The organism is Veronia pacifica, from assembly GCF_001707825.1.
Taxonomy (GTDB): Bacteria; Pseudomonadota; Gammaproteobacteria; order Enterobacterales; family Vibrionaceae; genus Veronia; species Veronia pacifica.
Window position 1 is genome coordinate 1 of sequence record NZ_LYBM01000058.1, and the last position, 16672, is coordinate 16672.

Consider the following 16672-nt stretch of genomic DNA (forward strand, 5'->3'; position numbering starts at 1 on the left):
GCCCAAGCCTTGAAGATCGGGAACCTCGTGTGTTGCTCCAATTTCAGGCTGTCATTATGCCTTAAATAATGAAACACGGACGCGGGGTGGAGCAGTTTGGTAGCTCGTCGGGCTCATAACCCGAAGGTCGTCGGTTCAAATCCGGCCCCCGCAACCAACTTCTCAGAGTTTCTGAGAACAAAGCGACACTGGCTCAGCCGGTATAGCGTGGCCTTATCAAGGTCGAAGTCACACATATTTCTTGAAGATCAGGAATCTCGTGTGTCACTCCAAAATTTGCCATGTTGATTGAATTTTCAGTTCAGCATGAAGATGGTGTCATCCATTGCAATCAAGAATTGCGTGCCCTGGTGGTGGAATTGGTAGACACAAGGGATTTAAAATCCCTCGACGTTCGCGTTGTGCCGGTTCAAGTCCGGCCCGGGGCACCATCTAACTTTTCTTAGTAAGATACTAAGACGGAAAAAGACCTTGTTATGCAGGGTCTTTTTTTCGTTTTGGGCCTTTCAAAATTAGCCAATCTCTCGCTTGCCTTCCCGTATTTATCTAATTATTACGACAGATTTACCGTATAGAGGGGAAGCTTTATCCGGTTTATTGAGCTGGTGCGAAGAAACCTCGCCAAAATAAAGCTTAGAGCCATCAGAGCCCACCATTTAAACCTCCTGATTGAAGAACAACTCTAAGCCTCTTCTACCAACAGAGAGCTAGACCTCATCGCTTCCGTTATAGAAAAAGCACGTAAACAATGGAAGTGGATAGCGACAAAACCAAGCCGCGATGCCGACAGACCAAAGAACCCACACCTAAGAGACCGACGTATCAGTAACGATAAAATTGAACGTATTCTCTTATCGTTGGGTTATGAAGGGCGGAGCAAAGTTGTCACGCAGCGTCAGTATATTGCAGCCGAGTTTCTTTTGGCGTTGGAAACGGCGATGCGTCAGGGCGAAATATGGGGAATGAAGTGGGACCATATTCATCTTGAGCGATGTTATGTCACCTTACCAAGGACTAAAAATGGTTTTAAGCGGGATGTAACGCTGTCATCAGAAGCAATAAAACTACTGAAATTACTGAGGCCAGAAAGAATGGGCAGGGTGTTCCTGTATAATCAGCAGTCATCAGGTGTTATCTTTCGCCGCTCTTTAAAACTTGCAGGAATAGGAGAGCTGAATTTTCATGATACCCGGTATGAAGCTCTGACAAGGCTCGCCAAAAAACTGAATATGCTGGATTTAGTAAGGATGGTAGGGCATAACGATCCCCGTTCTTTGATGATTTATTATAATGCGACGGCGAGTGAAATAGCGGAATTGCTCAATTGAAAAAATATAAAATAATAACTAACTCGCTAGAAAAATTATCAAAGAAGCAACATGATAACGTTTCTTATCTCTAGTTTTTAGGAAAAATAAATTTTCATCTATATACTTTAAAATTAAGTTAAGATATTTAATATTTCCTAAACATTTTCATTATTTTTTTTAATGAAAATATTTTCCTCTTAAATAATTATTATTAGCATTTTTTCTATTTAATTTTTTGATAATTTGGATTCAAAACACTTACTGGTCTCAATACGTTTTAAATTTAATTTGATATACTCCATATCGGGAAAAGAAGGTACACCTCACTTTCTAGTAAGTATAATATGGATATTTTTTAATAGGTATATATAGATGATTTATATAACAATTGATGGTGATGATATAGGTCAAATGATCACATCGTCATACCTGAAAAATGATTTAAACGAGCTCTCTAGGATCAATCATATAGTCAATGAAAAAACAATATTGATCTCTGAATTTTTGAAAGACTATGGGTTTAATATAATATTTTGTGCTGCAGATGGTGTTGCAGCTTACGCAGAGATAGAAAAAGTGGATGAAGTATTTATTTTTAATTCAATTAAATCTATTGCTTATCCTCAAATTCACTTTTCAGTCGGAGTTGGATCAACTCTAAGAGAAGCATATATAGCATTGCTATCAGCTAAGAGTAGCGGCAAGCACTGTCTTCACAACTTTTCTGCACTTAATTGATATGTTTAGAATAATTGACTTTAAGTCATTACTCAGATATATGGCCGTAGTTACAACAATATTTAGCATTGGTGCATATGAATTGGTACAGAGTTACTGGTTAAATGATTTAAGTATCGTGAAAGTGTTGAGTATTGCACCTTGGGTATCATTTCTTTTGACTGTTGCTATAACAACCAGCATCACTGCTCGACCACTGTGGCGAGTATTTAAGAAAATTAAGCCCTCGCTATATCCTGACCTAAATGGTACATGGGAAGGTGAAATTACGACTGAGGATGAACATGAAATACCTGTGCGTGTAATTATCAAGCAGTCTTTGCTTGAAACACAAATTAATATTCATACTCAAACCTCAAAGTCATTAACATAAGAAACCACGCCAACTATCGAAAGCGGCGAGCCAAAACTTTATTATATTTATCGTTCATTACCTAAAAACCCAACATGGAGTTCGTATACTGGCTCTACGATTTTTGATGTTCGAAAGGTTAATGTAGAAGGTAAGACCATTCTGGAACTATCTGGTTATTATTATACCGATCGAAAAACTACAGGTAGAATTAGATTTAGACAGACAGGAAGATGTGCGGACAAAGATGTTTCTTACTATTAAAAATAATATATCTTAAGATTAAATTTCCTAATTGGATAATGTATGAACTGTAGTGATCTTTTCTATAACAGTAAATCTGATTCGACTACGTTACATAGTCGTATTAAACTTTCTAAAAATATTTTAGATGCGGGAGTGGCGAAAAAAAAATCGCTTATTGACTACTTACGAACAGAGCTTGAAGACTCATTCGATACAGATGTGAAATTCTGGCTTCAAGGTTCTTATAAAAGTTCTACGCTTATTTCTCCGTTAGATAAGGATTCAACTTACGATATTGATATTGGAATTTATCTTTTCTACGACTGTGATTTCCCGGACATTAATGCAAAAGAGGCAAAAGGCATACTCAGGCAGACACTTGAGTTTTACTGTAAAACGGATACGGAAGCCAAAATACAGAAATCAAAAAATGCATGTGAAGGCTTAGAGTTTGAGAACTTTTTGACAATTGATACTCCAATTTATTTTATGAGTACAAAATCTGGCTCTACTCCATTATTAGCAACTGACAAAGGTTGGTTAGATAGTGATCCAAAAGCGATTCAGACTTGGCTGACTAATGCTTTCTCTAAACATGAAGAACGTGCATTGATGAAAAGGATTGTACGTTATTTTAAAGCCTGGGCTAATGTTCAATGGAAAAATTCTGAGTTTAAGAAGGTTCCTTCATTGGCTCTAAATATTTTGGTCGCAAAAAACTTATATATTGGTAATTGCGAACTTGATTCTTTTGAAGGAACGCTCTCAAATATCTGTACATCATTAGAAGTTCGTTTTACCGTTTTTAATCCGATAAGCAATGAAAATATTTTAGGTATGTCCGATGATGAGACTCAGTTCGCTAAGAGAAAATTTGAGCAATTACATAGTCTGTATTTGAGAATTAAAGACGAGGATGATTCCACAAAAGCTATTGAATATTCGTGTATTTTTGAGCATTATTTTCCACAGATTTCTGCGTTGACCTCATCGCGGTTAGGCGATACTGTTCCAGTGATTTCAAAAATTCCTGAGATTTATGTTGAACGCTATGATAGCTCAGGTAATTATTTATCGGGTAATATTACATCTGAAATTGAGGTCAGAAAAGGCGACTCGTTAACTTTTAAAATTAAAAATATAGATGACTTTATTATATCTGATGAGGTCTATTGGACCGTTCGTAATGATGGAGACCAGTCTCTAAATGCCAATGATATCGGCCATCGTAGAACAACAAAAATTAATGAATCATTCCAACGTGCTACGTCATATACTGGAACACACTCGATGGAATGTATGGTCAAGTCTTGGGGAATGATAACGGGCTTTAGTTTAGTAAATGTTCGAGTACGTCCTGTTGCAAAAATATCTAGGACAAAGAAATTTAAAGGCTTAAATAAATTTGGGAAAAGGCGTTAATTATGTGGGATTTATTTCCGTCAAAAATAAAGTATATTATTACATCAGCTACTTCAATTCTGTTGTTTTTTATTTTTTCTAAGTACCTGAACTTACCAGTAACTCAATCATTATCATATACTGTGACTGCTATTACCTTATTAGCTTTTGTTATTGGGAAGTACGCTTGGAAACCATTTTACTTCATTTACTTTCAAGAAAAATTTTGTCCCGACTTCAATGGAACTTGGATGTGTAAAGTTGAATCAAATTATGAAGGTGGAAAAGTTGTTGAATTTCCGGTCACTTTTGAGGCGGACTTTTTTTCAATTAAAATGAAAGCAAAAACTACTATTGGTAATACTCATTCAAACTATTGCCGAGTTATAAGAAATCCTGATCAGAGCTTTCAATTAGAATACATGTTCCAAGGAAAGAATCATTCACCTAGTGAAACCGATACTGTCTACTATGAAGGAGCTGCCTCGCTGAGAGTTGAGGATGTGAAAACTATGAAGATGAAAGGCGTTTTTTGGACAAACCGTTGTTGGAACAAACAGTTAAATACAGCTGGCTCAATTGAGTTAAGTAAACTTTGATTAAGGTTTCCACTAGTAATTTGTTTTAGCTTAAGTTAGATATCATTCATTATCCGTACTGATTAGACATATCAAGTTTAAGATTTTTTTTGTTCTTATACGGTCATACTTTATCCACTAAATGGCCTACCTAAACTTCATCACCCATTGTTTAACTTCCCGTGCGAGCCAACGCCTACCGCCGCCATTGTTAGTGGTAGGCACCTTTAGTGCTCTTGGGAAGTGGTGTTTACAGATGATTCGGCACTCCATGTAATTTGCTATGTCAGAAGCGTCCCATAGGGCGTTGTCTTGGCTGCCTTGGAAACGGAGTTCGGCGAGTATGGCTTCGGCTAACTTATCGTTCATTGCGATGTTTCAGCGTCAGTCAACTCGCAGAGGTGCTCCGGGTTCATGAACATTCAATTCGTTTGGGTATGTAGAATTTAGATTAATATTCAACAACTTGTTTTTAATATTTAATTAAAAAAAGAGAGCATGAAGATCTGCTCCCTTTTTTTCTCGACTAATTGAAGACTATCAGTTAGGCGAAAACGAGCTAAAACCTGTATCCAGCAGTGTTGACAGAATTTCAGGATACGTTTCAACTTCGTCAACGCCATTTGAAAGGCGAACTATGACAACTCGCTGACCGTTATAATCTTGAATCCTTACCCCGATAGGTTTCATGTTGGGCACAGGTGCAAAGGGTCTGTCTATTTCAAGTATTGATACGCCATACCCATGCCAAGTTGCCTGGATCTGAATTTTTCGAGCAACGATATTTTCATATAAACGCAGTCTCAATCTTTTGTCGAGATAGCGAGTGTGCAGCACATCTACGACTCTTCTTGGAGATGTGTTGACTAATTTAGCTGACCCCTCAAGTAGAAGATCGCCTGTCACTTGATTTGTGTTGTCTAAGTAAGAATCGCCATTAACAACAAAAATTTTGAAGCTGAAATCCTCACCTTCGACAAATACTTGCGAAGTAATTTGTACAGCTAACTTTTTAAACACCCATGGGCTTGGAGTGATCGTTCGATAAGCATCTCCCTCATAGCCATTGGTTGATGATGCTAACTTTTGAAAACCACGTGCAGTTAACTTGTTTGCATTCGGAAAAACAAAATCAACTTTGTGTATGTTGTTATTAACACTTAAACCGAAACCTTCACCTACCTCTGTACTATCAAGTCTGATGAAAATATCACTAATTTTCGAGACATCTAAGCTAGGGTAAAGGTTATTACTCTCAAAGTTAATGTCCTTAGCTTTAAAAGTTATTATTTCTGCAAAAGACAATGCTGGCGTAAGGAATAAACAGATAACAATTAAAATTCTCTTGAGATTCATTTTAATATCCCTTTATTTGAAAATGTTTTTAAAAAACGTTAACTTTTCATATGTAAAAACATAAAATAAAAGTCTGCTGAATAATATGCATCTATATTTATATTGTCTATATCGGGATGTTTATATTCACCAAATTAATCAATACTGATATATATTTATTATTACTCAAACGCGTCTTATTTTTATATATGTAAAAATTAGGGGCTTTACATTCAAACCATGTGAAGATACTTAATTTTTAGCGGTATGAGGACTATGCTTCGACCTATGAAAGTCACTCTGACTAAGAAGCAAAAACATGAACTCGCAATCCAGCACGATAACATGCGTAATGGTCGACTTTGTGACTGCATTAAAGCGGTACCGCCTGCTTTTGAAGGTAAGATGCTGCTATGATTTCCCCAAGCTTTGCACATCCATTGATCAACGTTCTTCGTCAGCTTCCATTGAAGCATCATAAAAACGTTGATGGCCCAACGAAAAAATTAAGCTGACGCGACTTTTTTAGGTGCGGAAGGGGCCTCTCATAATTTCTTAATCCCAGAGTAGTGCTTCAGTTGTTGATATTTGAGCATAGCCCACTGATATTGCTCACTCACGGCATACTTATGCCGTTATCTCAACTCACGGCCAAACTGAGGTATGGACAGAAACCGTTTAGGGGTGATGCTTTAAACCATGTAGTGAAGGTGAGTTGGTTTAGATATAAAGGTTTAAGTGTGTCTACCAAGTTGGTGGCTATTCAGCCAGCAAATCCATGGCTGCTTTTACATAAGCCTTCGCCAATAGTAAAAAACGATTAAATAACTGGTTTTAAATCTTATTTTTAGATGACGAAAAATAAAAACTCCCGTGTTGAAGGGCGAGGGCATCTGTTTTCAAACTAAATGATACTAGATGTATTTTTTGGGATGTAGCACGACAACCCGCGTCGAATGACATGCCATCAAAGCTAATACAGATAATAATTTCTGTCTGTATTTTTACGCTGACAGAATGGGAGTGGCTTTGGATATTGTAAACGTCGTCAAGGAGGAGCTGGTTAACCTTGGCTATCCAGATAAGGTGATTAAAACAGCACAAGTCAGAGCTCTTTCAGCACAAATCTATCGGACTTTACCGGATAAAGGGATCGACTCTGTTCTCCCGTTATCTGAAGCGTTATTCGACATTGAAGGATGGGCTGGTTGGGTCATTGCTTTCGATTGGGCTTTCCGCGTTCGCAAGCAGTATACCCGCGACACATTCTTTGTTTTTGAGCGTTGGTTGAAAACCTATGTGCGCGATTGGGGTGACTGCGATGATTTTTGCACCCATGCATTAGGTGAAATCGTTGCACAACATAATGACCTGTATGAACTGACCACAAGGTGGGTTGATGATGACAACTTTGCCGTGCGACGAGCTGCGGCTGTGGTACTGATTTATCCCATCAATAAAGGGCGATATTCCGGAACATTGCCACTTAAAACAGCGGATTTGCTTTTCAGTGATGAGCATTACCTTGTTCAAAAAGGCTATGGCTGGATGCTGAAAGTCTTGTCAACGAAAGAGCCGGATACTGTCATCAACTATCTGGAGAGGCATTATCGACAGATGCCCAGAACAGCATTCCGCTATGCGATGGAAAAGCTGGATAAAAACACACGTCGTCGGCTTATGGCGTTATAAACCAGCGTTACGGCATTTAACGTACATTCGTTGAAATTACTGAGCGTTGAGTGTGTATTTCAATATGCCTTTTGGGAGGGGGGGGAGATATAGCGCCCCTTTGTCCGGCTATATCGTCATCATTATCTAAGTCTCAGACTTTAGCGAACCCCCCTTAATTGCGGGTACAAAATTTCTAATACGACTATTTTCGGTATCGATTTACATATCAGTTTTTATTATTTATTCAGCTATTCAGAAATGACTTTAGCCAACTCGATGTTGTCCAAAAATGAGCCAGAAGACTTGGCGAAACTCAACAAGGCCCAGTTCCGTGCGAGACAATTTGTATGGCAAAAAAATGCCTTGGTTTTCTGTGTGTTGGTAATGATAGTGGCTCGTTCTTTTAAGTCATTTATTTTTACTCGCTTTCATCCTCTTTGCTTGTTTGTCAGTTTTTATCTGAAACGCTTTTATTTTTGGCGCGATAAATTCACGGTAGCGTCGGCCGTTAAAAATACCGTAGTGACCCACACCTTTTTGCTCATAATGCTCTTTTCTTGAGGCCTTAACGTTCTTACATAGAGTGAGTGCTGCAGAGGTTTGGCCTTTACCTGTAATGTCATCCAGCTCGCCTTCGACAGTCAAAATCGCTGTCTTCTTGATATCACCCAAATCAATTAATTGATCACGGTAATGAAGATTGCCTTTGGCGAGGTTGCGATCGAGAAATACGCGCTTGATGGTATCGAGGTAGAAGTGAGCAGGTAAGTCCATGACTGCTAGATATTCATTGTAAAACTTACGGTGTGCCTCTGCATTGTCTCCATCTCCCCGCACCAAGTCACTGAAGAATCGGAAGTGCTTCTGAACATGACTATCAATGTTCATCGACATAAAGCCAGAGAGCTGAACGAACCCTGGATAAACAAGTTGTCCTGCACCTTTGTAATTGTCGGGGACTTTGCTTATCACATTAGATTGAAACCACTCGTAATCCTTTCCACTGGCGTAATCGTTCACCTCAGTGGGGCTAATACTGGTGTCCACCGGCCCTCCCATTAAGGTGATCGACGCAGGAAGGGCAGGGTTGTCTTGTTTAGACATCACAGAGGTGGCGACGAGTAGAGGCACGCAGGGCTGACAAACCGCAACAACATGTGTATCCGGGCCTAATAGTTCGAGAAACTCAATCAGGTAATCGACGAAATCATCAAAATGAAATACGCCTTGTTCCATGGGTACATCACGGGCATTGATCCAGTCTGTCACATAGACATCATTATGAGGCAGAAACTCTTTTATCGTGCCTCTGATGAGGGTGGCGAAGTGCCCTGAAAGTGGAGCAATGAAAAGCACTTTAGACTGATTGGGCTGCGCTTTGCTTCGTCTGAAGTGAAGCAAATTACAGTAGGGCTTATTGGCAATGACATTCTGTTGAATCGCCAATGTTTCGCCGTTAATTTCTGCCGTATTGAGTCCCCACTCGGGCTCCTCATAACAATCGGTTAAACGCTCAATAAGCTCAAACGATGCGTCTAGTGTTCGGCAGGGCCATGAAGCTTTGAACACATTCCACGGCACACCATTTAAATCACGAACAAACCGCGACCAGCTGTTGAGTGGTTTGATTGAATCCATATATGCGGCGTTCATTTGATAAAGCATGCGTAAGTCCCTGTTGTGATGAGTTGGTAACGCATAGATAAGACTAGACGAGTAAGTGAGCCTTCACCATAGTGCAAGTTTCTGAGTCGCTTCGAGGGGGAGGCAATGGTGTGAAAAAAGAGATCGCAGTGTGCTTTCCTTCCTTTATCTATGGGGCGCTGAACCATAGCTTTTTATCGGTCACAGTATCGGTGGCACAACAGGAAAGAGTCAGGTAACGATGCATCATATTTTTACCTTGTGTTGAGATAGCTGATTTGAGTTGCCCGACGACATGTTTTTTGTACTGATGCCTAACCAGAACGATGGTGATAAATGCCACTAAATCTCTTTATCAAGGCCAAGACCAAGGCCAAAGACATTCCAGCAAAACCCTTAATATCGACAATCGCAAACTCTGAGCGGTCTGCTGCATAGAGGGTGAAATTAATAATATTAACAATGAACTGTGTTGACTGATGGTACGCAAATAGTAATGAATGGGTAGATTGTTTATAAACCTACTTATAGTATGGGTTAAGGCATGTGTTATACCTGCGTCCTAGCATATGTCGAACCCGGCGGCAGACCTCTCTTCCTTCAACTGAGCCTGTCGCCGGGTATATTTTCTTCTGAATGTTGTTCCGTTCCTCTGGCGATTTATTTTTATAATTAGCTAAAGCTTATAAATATATGCAATTGAGTTATTAGACACTCAGCGATACCTGACTGTTACTCGTAAAGCAGGCGAATATCTGCTCCGAGTTTATCTCAGTGATGTATGGTGACGTGACTTTGCACACGACGTCATGCACCCGGTGAGGCTATCTGCCCAGCCTTGGCCTTAATCCTAACCCTCTTCAAGGTCATACCGGGTTTTTTTCTTACTGTTATGAATCATCCACTTGTATTTTATGGCCCTCATCGTGCCAAAGCTCGGCTCGCTACCCATCGCAGTTTCATGTCCCGAATTTCCTGTTGCGCACCTTTCAATCCGGCACGGATCGTTAAACGTGACTTTCAATATGAATATACCGATACCTGAGTCGAAATGACGTTAGATGATGGTTCGATGAATACCCTTGAAAGTATTTGCCAGTCATAGCGAATTGCCCAAACAGGCACTAGTCTGAAAAGTGCGACACACTACTTGGCTAGCGTTTAAATTACGTTTTACAGGGGAATATGTTTATGTCAGCTAAATACTCAAATGTAGTACGTTTCATGGTTAAACCCGGAATGAATGATGCGTTCGAGAAAGCAGTGCATTCAGGCGGTGGGCTGCATAATGGTGAGCTTCATCAGGTATTCATCAAAACGGGCGACCGCAGTTATTGTGGCTGGAGTTTCTGGGAGAGTGAGGAAGCAATGGTCGCGGCGAGACCAGAACTGATTGAGTATCTCGATACCTGTCGGGAATACCTTGAAGAGATAAGCCCGGAGCTGGGTGTGACTGACCCGGTATCAGGCCCCGTTATTCACGATATCAGCCGTGATTAGCATACCCTTTCATGGTTCCCTAAGCTGGCAGGTAAGCCAGCTTTTTTATTGTTCACGAATTTGGCTGACTGCCCTCAGAGTTTAGTCTTTTCCGAACAAACATCTGGCTTGGTTTGTCAATCCGCAGCCTTTATCGTGATATGCTTTTTTCATTCTCTTTTTCCTGTCTATTTTGAGCTGATATGCGTTTTACCCATGAAGTGTTATTTGCTGAGTCTGTCCGGCGTGGTGAATTTCATCGTCACGATACAGACCAGTACATCTTTGTCCACAGTGGCTGCAACATCATTTATACCGAGTCTGAAAGTATTCTTATTATGGTTGGAGACTTGGTGTTCATTCCCGCAGGTATTGCTCATCGCTCTCAAACTCTGACCTCGACACACTGCTCACTGATCAGATGTGAGCCGCAAAAAGCTCACCCGTTAGGTGCGTCAACGATGGGGGCATTGAGTGTTTCGCCGCTACTACGTGAGGTGTTCTCTTTGTGGGGTAAAGAGGCGTTACCTAGTGATGAAAAGATGCTTAATTGCTATCAACAGGTGCTTTTCGACCAGATACAGCGATGCAATCTTCAGCCCCATGAACTGATTGCAAAAGGTGAACTTGATAGGCGATTACTGCCGATAGTTGAAGCCTTGGCACAGCAACCCAGTATTAAAATGACTCTTGCCCAGTTCGCCGATTCAACAGGCGCATCTGTTCGCACCCTTAACCGCTTATTTCAGGGACATTTTGGGATGTCATTTCAGGTGATCAGGCAAAACATTGTGATGGAAAGAGCAAGGCAATTAATACTTGGCGGCCATTCCGCGACAGACATTTCTTTCCTGTTGGGCTATTCCAGTCTTTCTGCATTTTCCACTGCCTTCAATACTTACAGGCAAAGCGTTGAAAATCCTAACCTTTAATACGGATCAAGCACATCAGAGGCAAATTGAAAATTTGAACGGGTAGAGCGGTTCACTGAATGCATTCATAACGTTCATTGATACAAAGGTTGGCGCAAATTCTGATCAGGTTGTCGCAGCGCCGTAAGCACAGTTTCGGATAACAGGCATAGAATGTGGACTTTCCTTAGGAGGTAGGTGAAATGTCTAAATCTAAGCTTATATTTGTCAGCCTACTGATGGCGACAAGTTATTTTTTCTCATCCAGTATGTATGCGCCCGGGCTGCCAACAATACAGGCCAGTCTTGAAACAACAGCAGCAATGGCGCAGCTTTCGGTCAGTTATTTTTTCATCGCAGTTGCTGTTAGTTTGTTGCTGTGTGGTGGATTGTGCGAGCGTTTTGGTCGTCATCCTGTTGCGAAAGTCAGTGCAGCAATATTTGTGATTGGTTCAGCAATATGTCTCTTTGCTGGCAGCATTGAGGTGTTGATTGCCGGGCGGATTGTTCAGGGACTGGGTGTCGGTGGTTTGTTTTTGCTCTGCAGGACGGTACTGCAAGACAGTTTTAGTAAACAAGAAATGCTGAGTGTCCTTGCGTGGTATGGGGTGCTCTTCATGGTTATCCCCGGTCTTGCGCCTGTTATTGGCAGCTATATTGACGCTATTTTTGGCTGGCGAGGAAATTTCGTATTTATGTTTTTGTTGAGTCTTATGATCTTTGTGTTTGTCACATGGGGAATGAAGGAAACAAGACAGCAAGGACACAAAGCGTCCCTGACAGTGAAAAATGCACTCAGTGATTATTGGATGATTGCCTCACACCCAAGGTTTATCAGTTATTTATTGCTGATGATCTGTGCTAACAGTGGTTTCATGGCTTATCAGGTGACAGGGTCTTACATTGCAAAAGATCTGTTTAGCCTTTCAACAGAGAGCTTTGGTTTGAGCTCCACGGTATTGGTTGTTTGTAGTGTTGCTTCAAGGATCATTTTCTCCAGATTCATGATGAATCGTGTGACAGAGAATCAAACGCTGGCAATAGGCTGTGGTCTTCAAATTATGGGATTTGTGGTTGCCGTGCTATCCGGTTATCAGGCTAATTTCTCACTGCTGGTGGCGGGTTTTGCTATCTTTGCTTTTGGCAGTGGCTTGGTGACAACCGTTGCAGCAGCAACTGCTCTGTATTTATTCCCTGATCACAAAGGGCAAAGCGGCGCAGTATACGGTGCGCTGCAAATGGCGGGAGTATTCGCGGTGACCTTTGTGCTTTCGTTGTTATCTGAGTCTCTCGTTACCCTCATTGAGGTTTTGGGTGTGATGACAGTCGTGAGTGTTTTTGCCTGCGTTTATCTGCTCAGGCCAGAGAGTGATCAATCTGCCCTTTCGTATCAATAACCCTTTGATACCAGATGGCTAACCGACGTAAAAAAGCCCTGCAATGTGTAAACCAGCAGGGCTTTTTTTTTATAGGTACTTGAGGTATCGGTTTCTGAGGTGTTATTTCCAGATGGAGCCAATGCCATCAAGCAGACCGGCTGACAAACCAGATAATCCCTTACCTATTGCGCCAACCAAACCTATTGGCACTTTTGAACATTTTATTGCCAGTTTAAACGGTGCTTCAAGGACTTTACCTACAAAGCCTAAGGCACCGTCAAACAGGTCTCCTAAGAAACCTTGCCCCGGTTTTCCAGGTTTCTCTTCCGTGACGGTCTCATGTGTATGAGTATATCCACAGCAACCTTTACCACCATTCATAAGGCTAATGTCCGCACCATAGCTGTGTGTTGGTGGCGGCGGGTAAAATACTGGCGGCGGCGGTGCATGAAAAAAAGGTGGTGGTGCACGAAAAACAGGTGGCGGCGGCGGTGGTGGCGGATGAAATAAAGTCCTCGCCACATGCGCTTGTACGAATGGAGGCGACTGATGGTAGATAGGCATGACTTGATTCATAGTTTCCTCAAAAAACGTTTAGACGCTAACCCACGTCATTTATTAAATGATTTACGCCGTCTCTATATTTTTAGGCGATTGGTGTCGCTCATATTGTTAGAGTGAGAGCAATGTATTGGAAAAATAACCAGTGTTAGTTATTTTCTTATAAACACTTATCATTCTTTCGAGTATGTGTATCTCAGACTTCCATTTTCTTATAATTATTTAAATATTAAACAACTGCTTAAAGCTAATTTATCCATGTATCTTTTTATCGATGATAAATAAAAAATGCATACGCTTAATAAGCGTGCTTTCAACGGTTACTTCTATTTAATATAAATTTATGAAACTAGTTTAATATAATACTTATTTCGCAAAATATAATTTTAGTGATGTCTTTTTTACGTTTTACTATTAGTTAAAAAAATATAAAAGTAGTTCCAAAAAAATCAATAATCTTTATATTTATTGATTTTTATTTTACAAATTAAAACGTGATTTAAGTGTTAAGCGTAAAAAAGTATATTTAAATCAATATATTGATTAATTTTTATAAGTGTTATTTTCTCTCTATGATTGAGAAGATAGAGAGTCTGGGTTTATTATTGGTAGTAGGGATCAATAACCAAATTATTCAATTTTATGAAACTGAATTTATATTCAATACCTTTACTTTTCATTTTATGTTGCGATTCTTTTGCTCTTGCATCGATAAAAGTAGGAAATTTCAGTGACGGAGTCACAGACGGTTGGGATGAAAAAGTGTTTGATGGGCACACCCAATATCAGGTCACTGATCGCAATGGACGAATGTCATTGAGAGCCATAAGTGAAGGGACGGGTTCGGGCTTGTTTATGGAAAAGCGCATTGACCTGAAGAAAACGCCGTTTATTAATTGGTCATGGCTTGCTGAGAAATCTTTGGCAGGGATTGATGAGACAGCCAAGAGCGGTGATGACTATGTTGCACGGATATATCTGGTGATAGATGGCGGTATGATGTTATGGCGTACCCGATCGATTAACTATGTATGGTCGAGTATGCAGGATGCAGGTTCGGGCTGGGACAATGCTTTTGCCGGTAAAAATGTAAAAATGATCGCAGTACGGGGTAAAGAAGCGGAGGCAGGACGATGGTATCAGGAAAAGCGCAATGTTTATGCTGACCTTATTGAAAGATTTGGTGACAAAGGCAGTGTGTCTGCCAATGAGAAGAGCTATCGCTATATTGATATTATTGCACTCATGACTGATACCGATAACAGCAAACAAAACGCTGTGTCCTACTATGGCGATATATTTTTTAGTGAGCAATGATGATGAGAATGGAGTGAGCGATTTTTAATCACCAATGATATTTCCCTTCGAAGGTTTAGATGCTCGTTTACCTCTCATTCCTAGTGTCATATTCTTCGTCAAGTCCCTCCGGTGAGCCTCTGCTGGCGTAACCCCTTAATACAGATACCAGCCGCTTACGGCCATAAGCAACCACTCAACAAATGTTAAGACCACTTATCCTGTGAGGCTACCGCTCGTATTTTTATAGCGCCACTCAGGGAAAAGCTACTGTAAACCGCATCCCTATATCGTCAGAATGCCCTTTGAATTTTCTAAGGGAGTTTAACTATGTGGTGGTTTTTACTCTGCGTCGGTGTGCTTATTACTGGATACTTCACTTATGGTGTGTTTATCGAAAAAATCTTTGGCCCAGAGCCAGAGAAAGAAACACCTGCAGTATCAATGGCAGATGGCGTGGATTTTGTTCCTCTTTCGGATAAAAAAGTTTATTTAATCCAGCTATTAAACATCGCCGGTCTTGGCCCTATTTTTGGTCCAATTTTAGGTGCACTTTATGGCCCCGTCGCCATGCTATGGATTGTTTTCGGTTGTATTTTTGCCGGTGCGGTTCATGACTATTTTTCAGGAATGTTGAGTGTGCGTGCCAAAGGCGCTTCAGTGCCAACAGTGGTCGGTGAGCACCTGGGTACCTTTGCCAAGCATTTTATGAACCTGTTCGCGGTATTACTGTTAATGCTGGTGGGCGTGGTTTTCGTACTTGGTCCTGCGAAATTGTTGGCTAACCTGTCTGAAATGAGCATAACCATGTGGGTAGGCGCTATTTTTGCCTACTACATTCTGGCGACCATTGTACCCATTGATAAGATCATCGGTCGTTTCTACCCGCTGTTCGGCGCATTACTTGTCTTCATGTCTGTCGGTCTGATGATTGGTCTGGGCTTCAGTGATAAAGGCTTTTACAGTCAGGGTCTAGAGTTTGGTAAGAACTTCCACCCCACTGATCTTCCCCTCTGGCCGCTGCTGTTTATCACGATTGCTTGTGGCGCAGTATCGGGTTTCCATGCCACTCAGTCACCTTTGATGGCTCGTTGTATGCAGAACGAAAAATCGGGTCGCTTTATTTTCTACGGTGCGATGATTGGTGAAGGTGTGATCGCACTGATCTGGTGTACCTTGGGGCTGAGCTTCTATGAAACGAGTGACGCACTCAATGCTACGCTGGCATCAGGTGGTCCTGCTGCTGTTGTTCACGAAGTTTCAACGTCACTGTTGGGCACAGTGGGCGGTATTATGGCTGTATTGGGTGTTATCGTGCTTCCTATCACCTCGGGTGACACAGCATTCCGTTCTGCACGCCTTATCATTGCGGATTTCCTGAAAGTGCAGCAAAGAGCGCTGCCAAAACGTCTGCTGATCGCTATTCCAATGTTTTTGGTTGGCTTTCTGATCAGTAAAGCCGAGTTTGGTGTGATTTGGCGCTATTTCGGCTGGGCAAACCAGACAACTGCGATGGTTATGTTGTGGGCATCAGCAGCCTTCCTGCTCAAGCGAGATAAACTGCATTGGGTATGTACTATCCCAGCGATGTTTATGACGGCGGTGACTTTCACTTACCTTGCCAATGCTGAGATTGGCTTTGGGCTGGATATGACCAAATCCACCATTATTGGTCTTATCATGACAGTCATTTTTACAGGTTACTTTCTGGTGCATTACCGCCCAGCGAAAAGCAAGCTGGTAGAGTCTTCACAACAGTAAGCAATAA

17 protein-coding genes and 3 tRNA genes are annotated in these 16672 nt (G+C 41.1%); 15 read left to right on the forward strand and 5 right to left on the reverse strand.

Annotated features, from left to right (window positions below):
- The first annotated feature begins 80 nt into the window (after positions 1-80).
- The 8 genes from A8L45_RS20975 (at position 81) to A8L45_RS21005 (ending at position 4646) form a co-directional block, all read left to right on the forward strand.
- A tRNA-Met gene (locus A8L45_RS20975) sits at positions 81-157 on the forward strand.
- A gap of 25 nt (positions 158-182) precedes the next feature.
- Positions 183-272 (forward strand) — tRNA-Asp (locus A8L45_RS24700).
- A 72-nt stretch (positions 273-344) separates the two neighbouring features.
- A tRNA-Leu gene (locus tag A8L45_RS20980) sits at positions 345-431 on the forward strand.
- Positions 432-821: 390 nt separating this feature from the next.
- Positions 822-1328, forward strand: a complete 507-nt coding sequence (locus tag A8L45_RS20985; RefSeq protein ID WP_281181535.1) for a site-specific integrase — start codon at positions 822-824, stop codon at positions 1326-1328.
- A gap of 354 nt (positions 1329-1682) precedes the next feature.
- A complete protein-coding gene (locus tag A8L45_RS20990; RefSeq protein ID WP_175402045.1) occupies positions 1683-2048 on the forward strand; it encodes a mCpol domain-containing protein in 366 nt (121 codons plus the stop codon).
- A gap of 40 nt (positions 2049-2088) precedes the next feature.
- Entirely contained in the window at positions 2089-2421 is a 333-nt protein-coding gene (locus A8L45_RS25650; protein ID WP_217492199.1) for a Cap15 family cyclic dinucleotide receptor domain-containing protein, read from the forward strand.
- Positions 2422-2706: 285 nt separating this feature from the next.
- The gene (locus tag A8L45_RS21000) at positions 2707-4068 is read left to right on the forward strand and encodes a cyclic GMP-AMP synthase DncV-like nucleotidyltransferase (protein WP_068905315.1); all 1362 of its coding nucleotides are present in this window, start codon (positions 2707-2709) and stop codon (positions 4066-4068) included.
- Between the two features lie 2 nt (positions 4069-4070).
- Complete coding sequence (locus A8L45_RS21005) at positions 4071-4646, forward strand: Cap15 family cyclic dinucleotide receptor domain-containing protein (protein ID WP_068905316.1); 576 nt, start codon at positions 4071-4073, stop codon at positions 4644-4646.
- 126 nt (positions 4647-4772) lie between these two features.
- On the opposite strand, the gene A8L45_RS21010 is transcribed toward A8L45_RS21005, so the two are convergent.
- Positions 4773-4994, reverse strand: a complete 222-nt coding sequence (locus A8L45_RS21010) for a hypothetical protein (protein WP_068905317.1) — start codon at positions 4992-4994, stop codon at positions 4773-4775.
- Between the two features lie 171 nt (positions 4995-5165).
- Positions 5166-5981, reverse strand: coding sequence for a hypothetical protein (locus A8L45_RS21015; protein ID WP_068905318.1), 816 nt, complete (start codon positions 5979-5981; stop codon positions 5166-5168).
- 255 nt (positions 5982-6236) lie between these two features.
- Here A8L45_RS21015 and A8L45_RS24705 point away from each other — a divergent pair, with 255 nt between their 5' ends.
- Together A8L45_RS24705 and A8L45_RS21020 are read left to right on the forward strand one after the other, a co-directional pair.
- Positions 6237-6377: a hypothetical protein gene (locus tag A8L45_RS24705; RefSeq protein WP_175402046.1), complete on the forward strand. Its 141-nt coding sequence runs from the start codon at positions 6237-6239 to the stop codon at positions 6375-6377.
- 612 nt (positions 6378-6989) lie between these two features.
- A complete protein-coding gene (locus A8L45_RS21020; protein WP_068905319.1) occupies positions 6990-7652 on the forward strand; it encodes a DNA alkylation repair protein in 663 nt (220 codons plus the stop codon).
- Positions 7653-8042: 390 nt separating this feature from the next.
- On the opposite strand, the gene A8L45_RS21025 is transcribed toward A8L45_RS21020, so the two are convergent.
- Both A8L45_RS21025 and A8L45_RS24710 read right to left on the reverse strand, forming a co-directional pair.
- Positions 8043-9299, reverse strand: coding sequence for a polyhydroxyalkanoate depolymerase (locus A8L45_RS21025; protein ID WP_068905320.1), 1257 nt, complete (start codon positions 9297-9299; stop codon positions 8043-8045).
- A gap of 148 nt (positions 9300-9447) precedes the next feature.
- Complete coding sequence (locus tag A8L45_RS24710; protein WP_175402047.1) at positions 9448-9621, reverse strand: hypothetical protein; 174 nt, start codon at positions 9619-9621, stop codon at positions 9448-9450.
- 848 nt (positions 9622-10469) lie between these two features.
- Between A8L45_RS24710 and A8L45_RS21030 the strand changes: the two genes are divergently transcribed.
- From A8L45_RS21030 to A8L45_RS21040, 3 genes are all read left to right on the forward strand, one after another.
- Complete coding sequence (locus tag A8L45_RS21030) at positions 10470-10778, forward strand: hypothetical protein (RefSeq protein ID WP_068905321.1); 309 nt, start codon at positions 10470-10472, stop codon at positions 10776-10778.
- 182 nt (positions 10779-10960) lie between these two features.
- Positions 10961-11689, forward strand: a complete 729-nt coding sequence (locus A8L45_RS24255) for a helix-turn-helix domain-containing protein (protein ID WP_068905322.1) — start codon at positions 10961-10963, stop codon at positions 11687-11689.
- A 182-nt stretch (positions 11690-11871) separates the two neighbouring features.
- Positions 11872-13065 carry an MFS transporter gene (locus tag A8L45_RS21040; protein WP_068905323.1) on the forward strand — a complete coding sequence of 398 codons (1194 nt, stop codon included), beginning with the start codon at positions 11872-11874 and terminating at the stop codon, positions 13063-13065.
- A 102-nt stretch (positions 13066-13167) separates the two neighbouring features.
- On the opposite strand, the gene A8L45_RS24260 is transcribed toward A8L45_RS21040, so the two are convergent.
- The gene (locus A8L45_RS24260) at positions 13168-13623 is read right to left on the reverse strand and encodes a hypothetical protein (protein ID WP_139122441.1); all 456 of its coding nucleotides are present in this window, start codon (positions 13621-13623) and stop codon (positions 13168-13170) included.
- A 627-nt stretch (positions 13624-14250) separates the two neighbouring features.
- Here A8L45_RS24260 and A8L45_RS21050 point away from each other — a divergent pair.
- Both A8L45_RS21050 and A8L45_RS21055 read left to right on the forward strand, forming a co-directional pair.
- The gene (locus A8L45_RS21050) at positions 14251-14925 is read left to right on the forward strand and encodes a DUF3047 domain-containing protein (RefSeq protein WP_068905325.1); all 675 of its coding nucleotides are present in this window, start codon (positions 14251-14253) and stop codon (positions 14923-14925) included.
- A 309-nt stretch (positions 14926-15234) separates the two neighbouring features.
- Positions 15235-16665 carry a carbon starvation CstA family protein gene (locus tag A8L45_RS21055; protein ID WP_068905326.1) on the forward strand — a complete coding sequence of 477 codons (1431 nt, stop codon included), beginning with the start codon at positions 15235-15237 and terminating at the stop codon, positions 16663-16665.
- Positions 16666-16672: the final 7 nt, after the last annotated feature.

Bases quoted from the DNA above. Each gene is read 5' to 3' on its own strand.
- A8L45_RS20990 (WP_175402045.1), top strand. From the start codon at position 1,683: ATGATTTATATAACAATTGATGGTGATGATATAGGTCAAATGATCACA.
- A8L45_RS25650 (WP_217492199.1), top strand. From the start codon at position 2,089: ATGGCCGTAGTTACAACAATATTTAGCATTGGTGCATATGAATTGGTA.
- A8L45_RS21000 (WP_068905315.1), top strand. From the start codon at position 2,707: ATGAACTGTAGTGATCTTTTCTATAACAGTAAATCTGATTCGACTACG.
- A8L45_RS21005 (WP_068905316.1), top strand. From the start codon at position 4,071: ATGTGGGATTTATTTCCGTCAAAAATAAAGTATATTATTACATCAGCT.
- A8L45_RS21010 (WP_068905317.1), bottom strand. From the start codon at position 4,994: ATGAACGATAAGTTAGCCGAAGCCATACTCGCCGAACTCCGTTTCCAA.
- A8L45_RS21015 (WP_068905318.1), bottom strand. From the start codon at position 5,981: ATGAATCTCAAGAGAATTTTAATTGTTATCTGTTTATTCCTTACGCCA.
- A8L45_RS24705 (WP_175402046.1), top strand. From the start codon at position 6,237: ATGCTTCGACCTATGAAAGTCACTCTGACTAAGAAGCAAAAACATGAA.
- A8L45_RS21025 (WP_068905320.1), bottom strand. From the start codon at position 9,299: ATGCTTTATCAAATGAACGCCGCATATATGGATTCAATCAAACCACTC.
- A8L45_RS21030 (WP_068905321.1), top strand. From the start codon at position 10,470: ATGTCAGCTAAATACTCAAATGTAGTACGTTTCATGGTTAAACCCGGA.
- A8L45_RS24255 (WP_068905322.1), top strand. From the start codon at position 10,961: ATGCGTTTTACCCATGAAGTGTTATTTGCTGAGTCTGTCCGGCGTGGT.
- A8L45_RS21040 (WP_068905323.1), top strand. From the start codon at position 11,872: ATGTCTAAATCTAAGCTTATATTTGTCAGCCTACTGATGGCGACAAGT.
- A8L45_RS24260 (WP_139122441.1), bottom strand. From the start codon at position 13,623: ATGAATCAAGTCATGCCTATCTACCATCAGTCGCCTCCATTCGTACAA.
- A8L45_RS21050 (WP_068905325.1), top strand. From the start codon at position 14,251: ATGAAACTGAATTTATATTCAATACCTTTACTTTTCATTTTATGTTGC.
- A8L45_RS21055 (WP_068905326.1), top strand. From the start codon at position 15,235: ATGTGGTGGTTTTTACTCTGCGTCGGTGTGCTTATTACTGGATACTTC.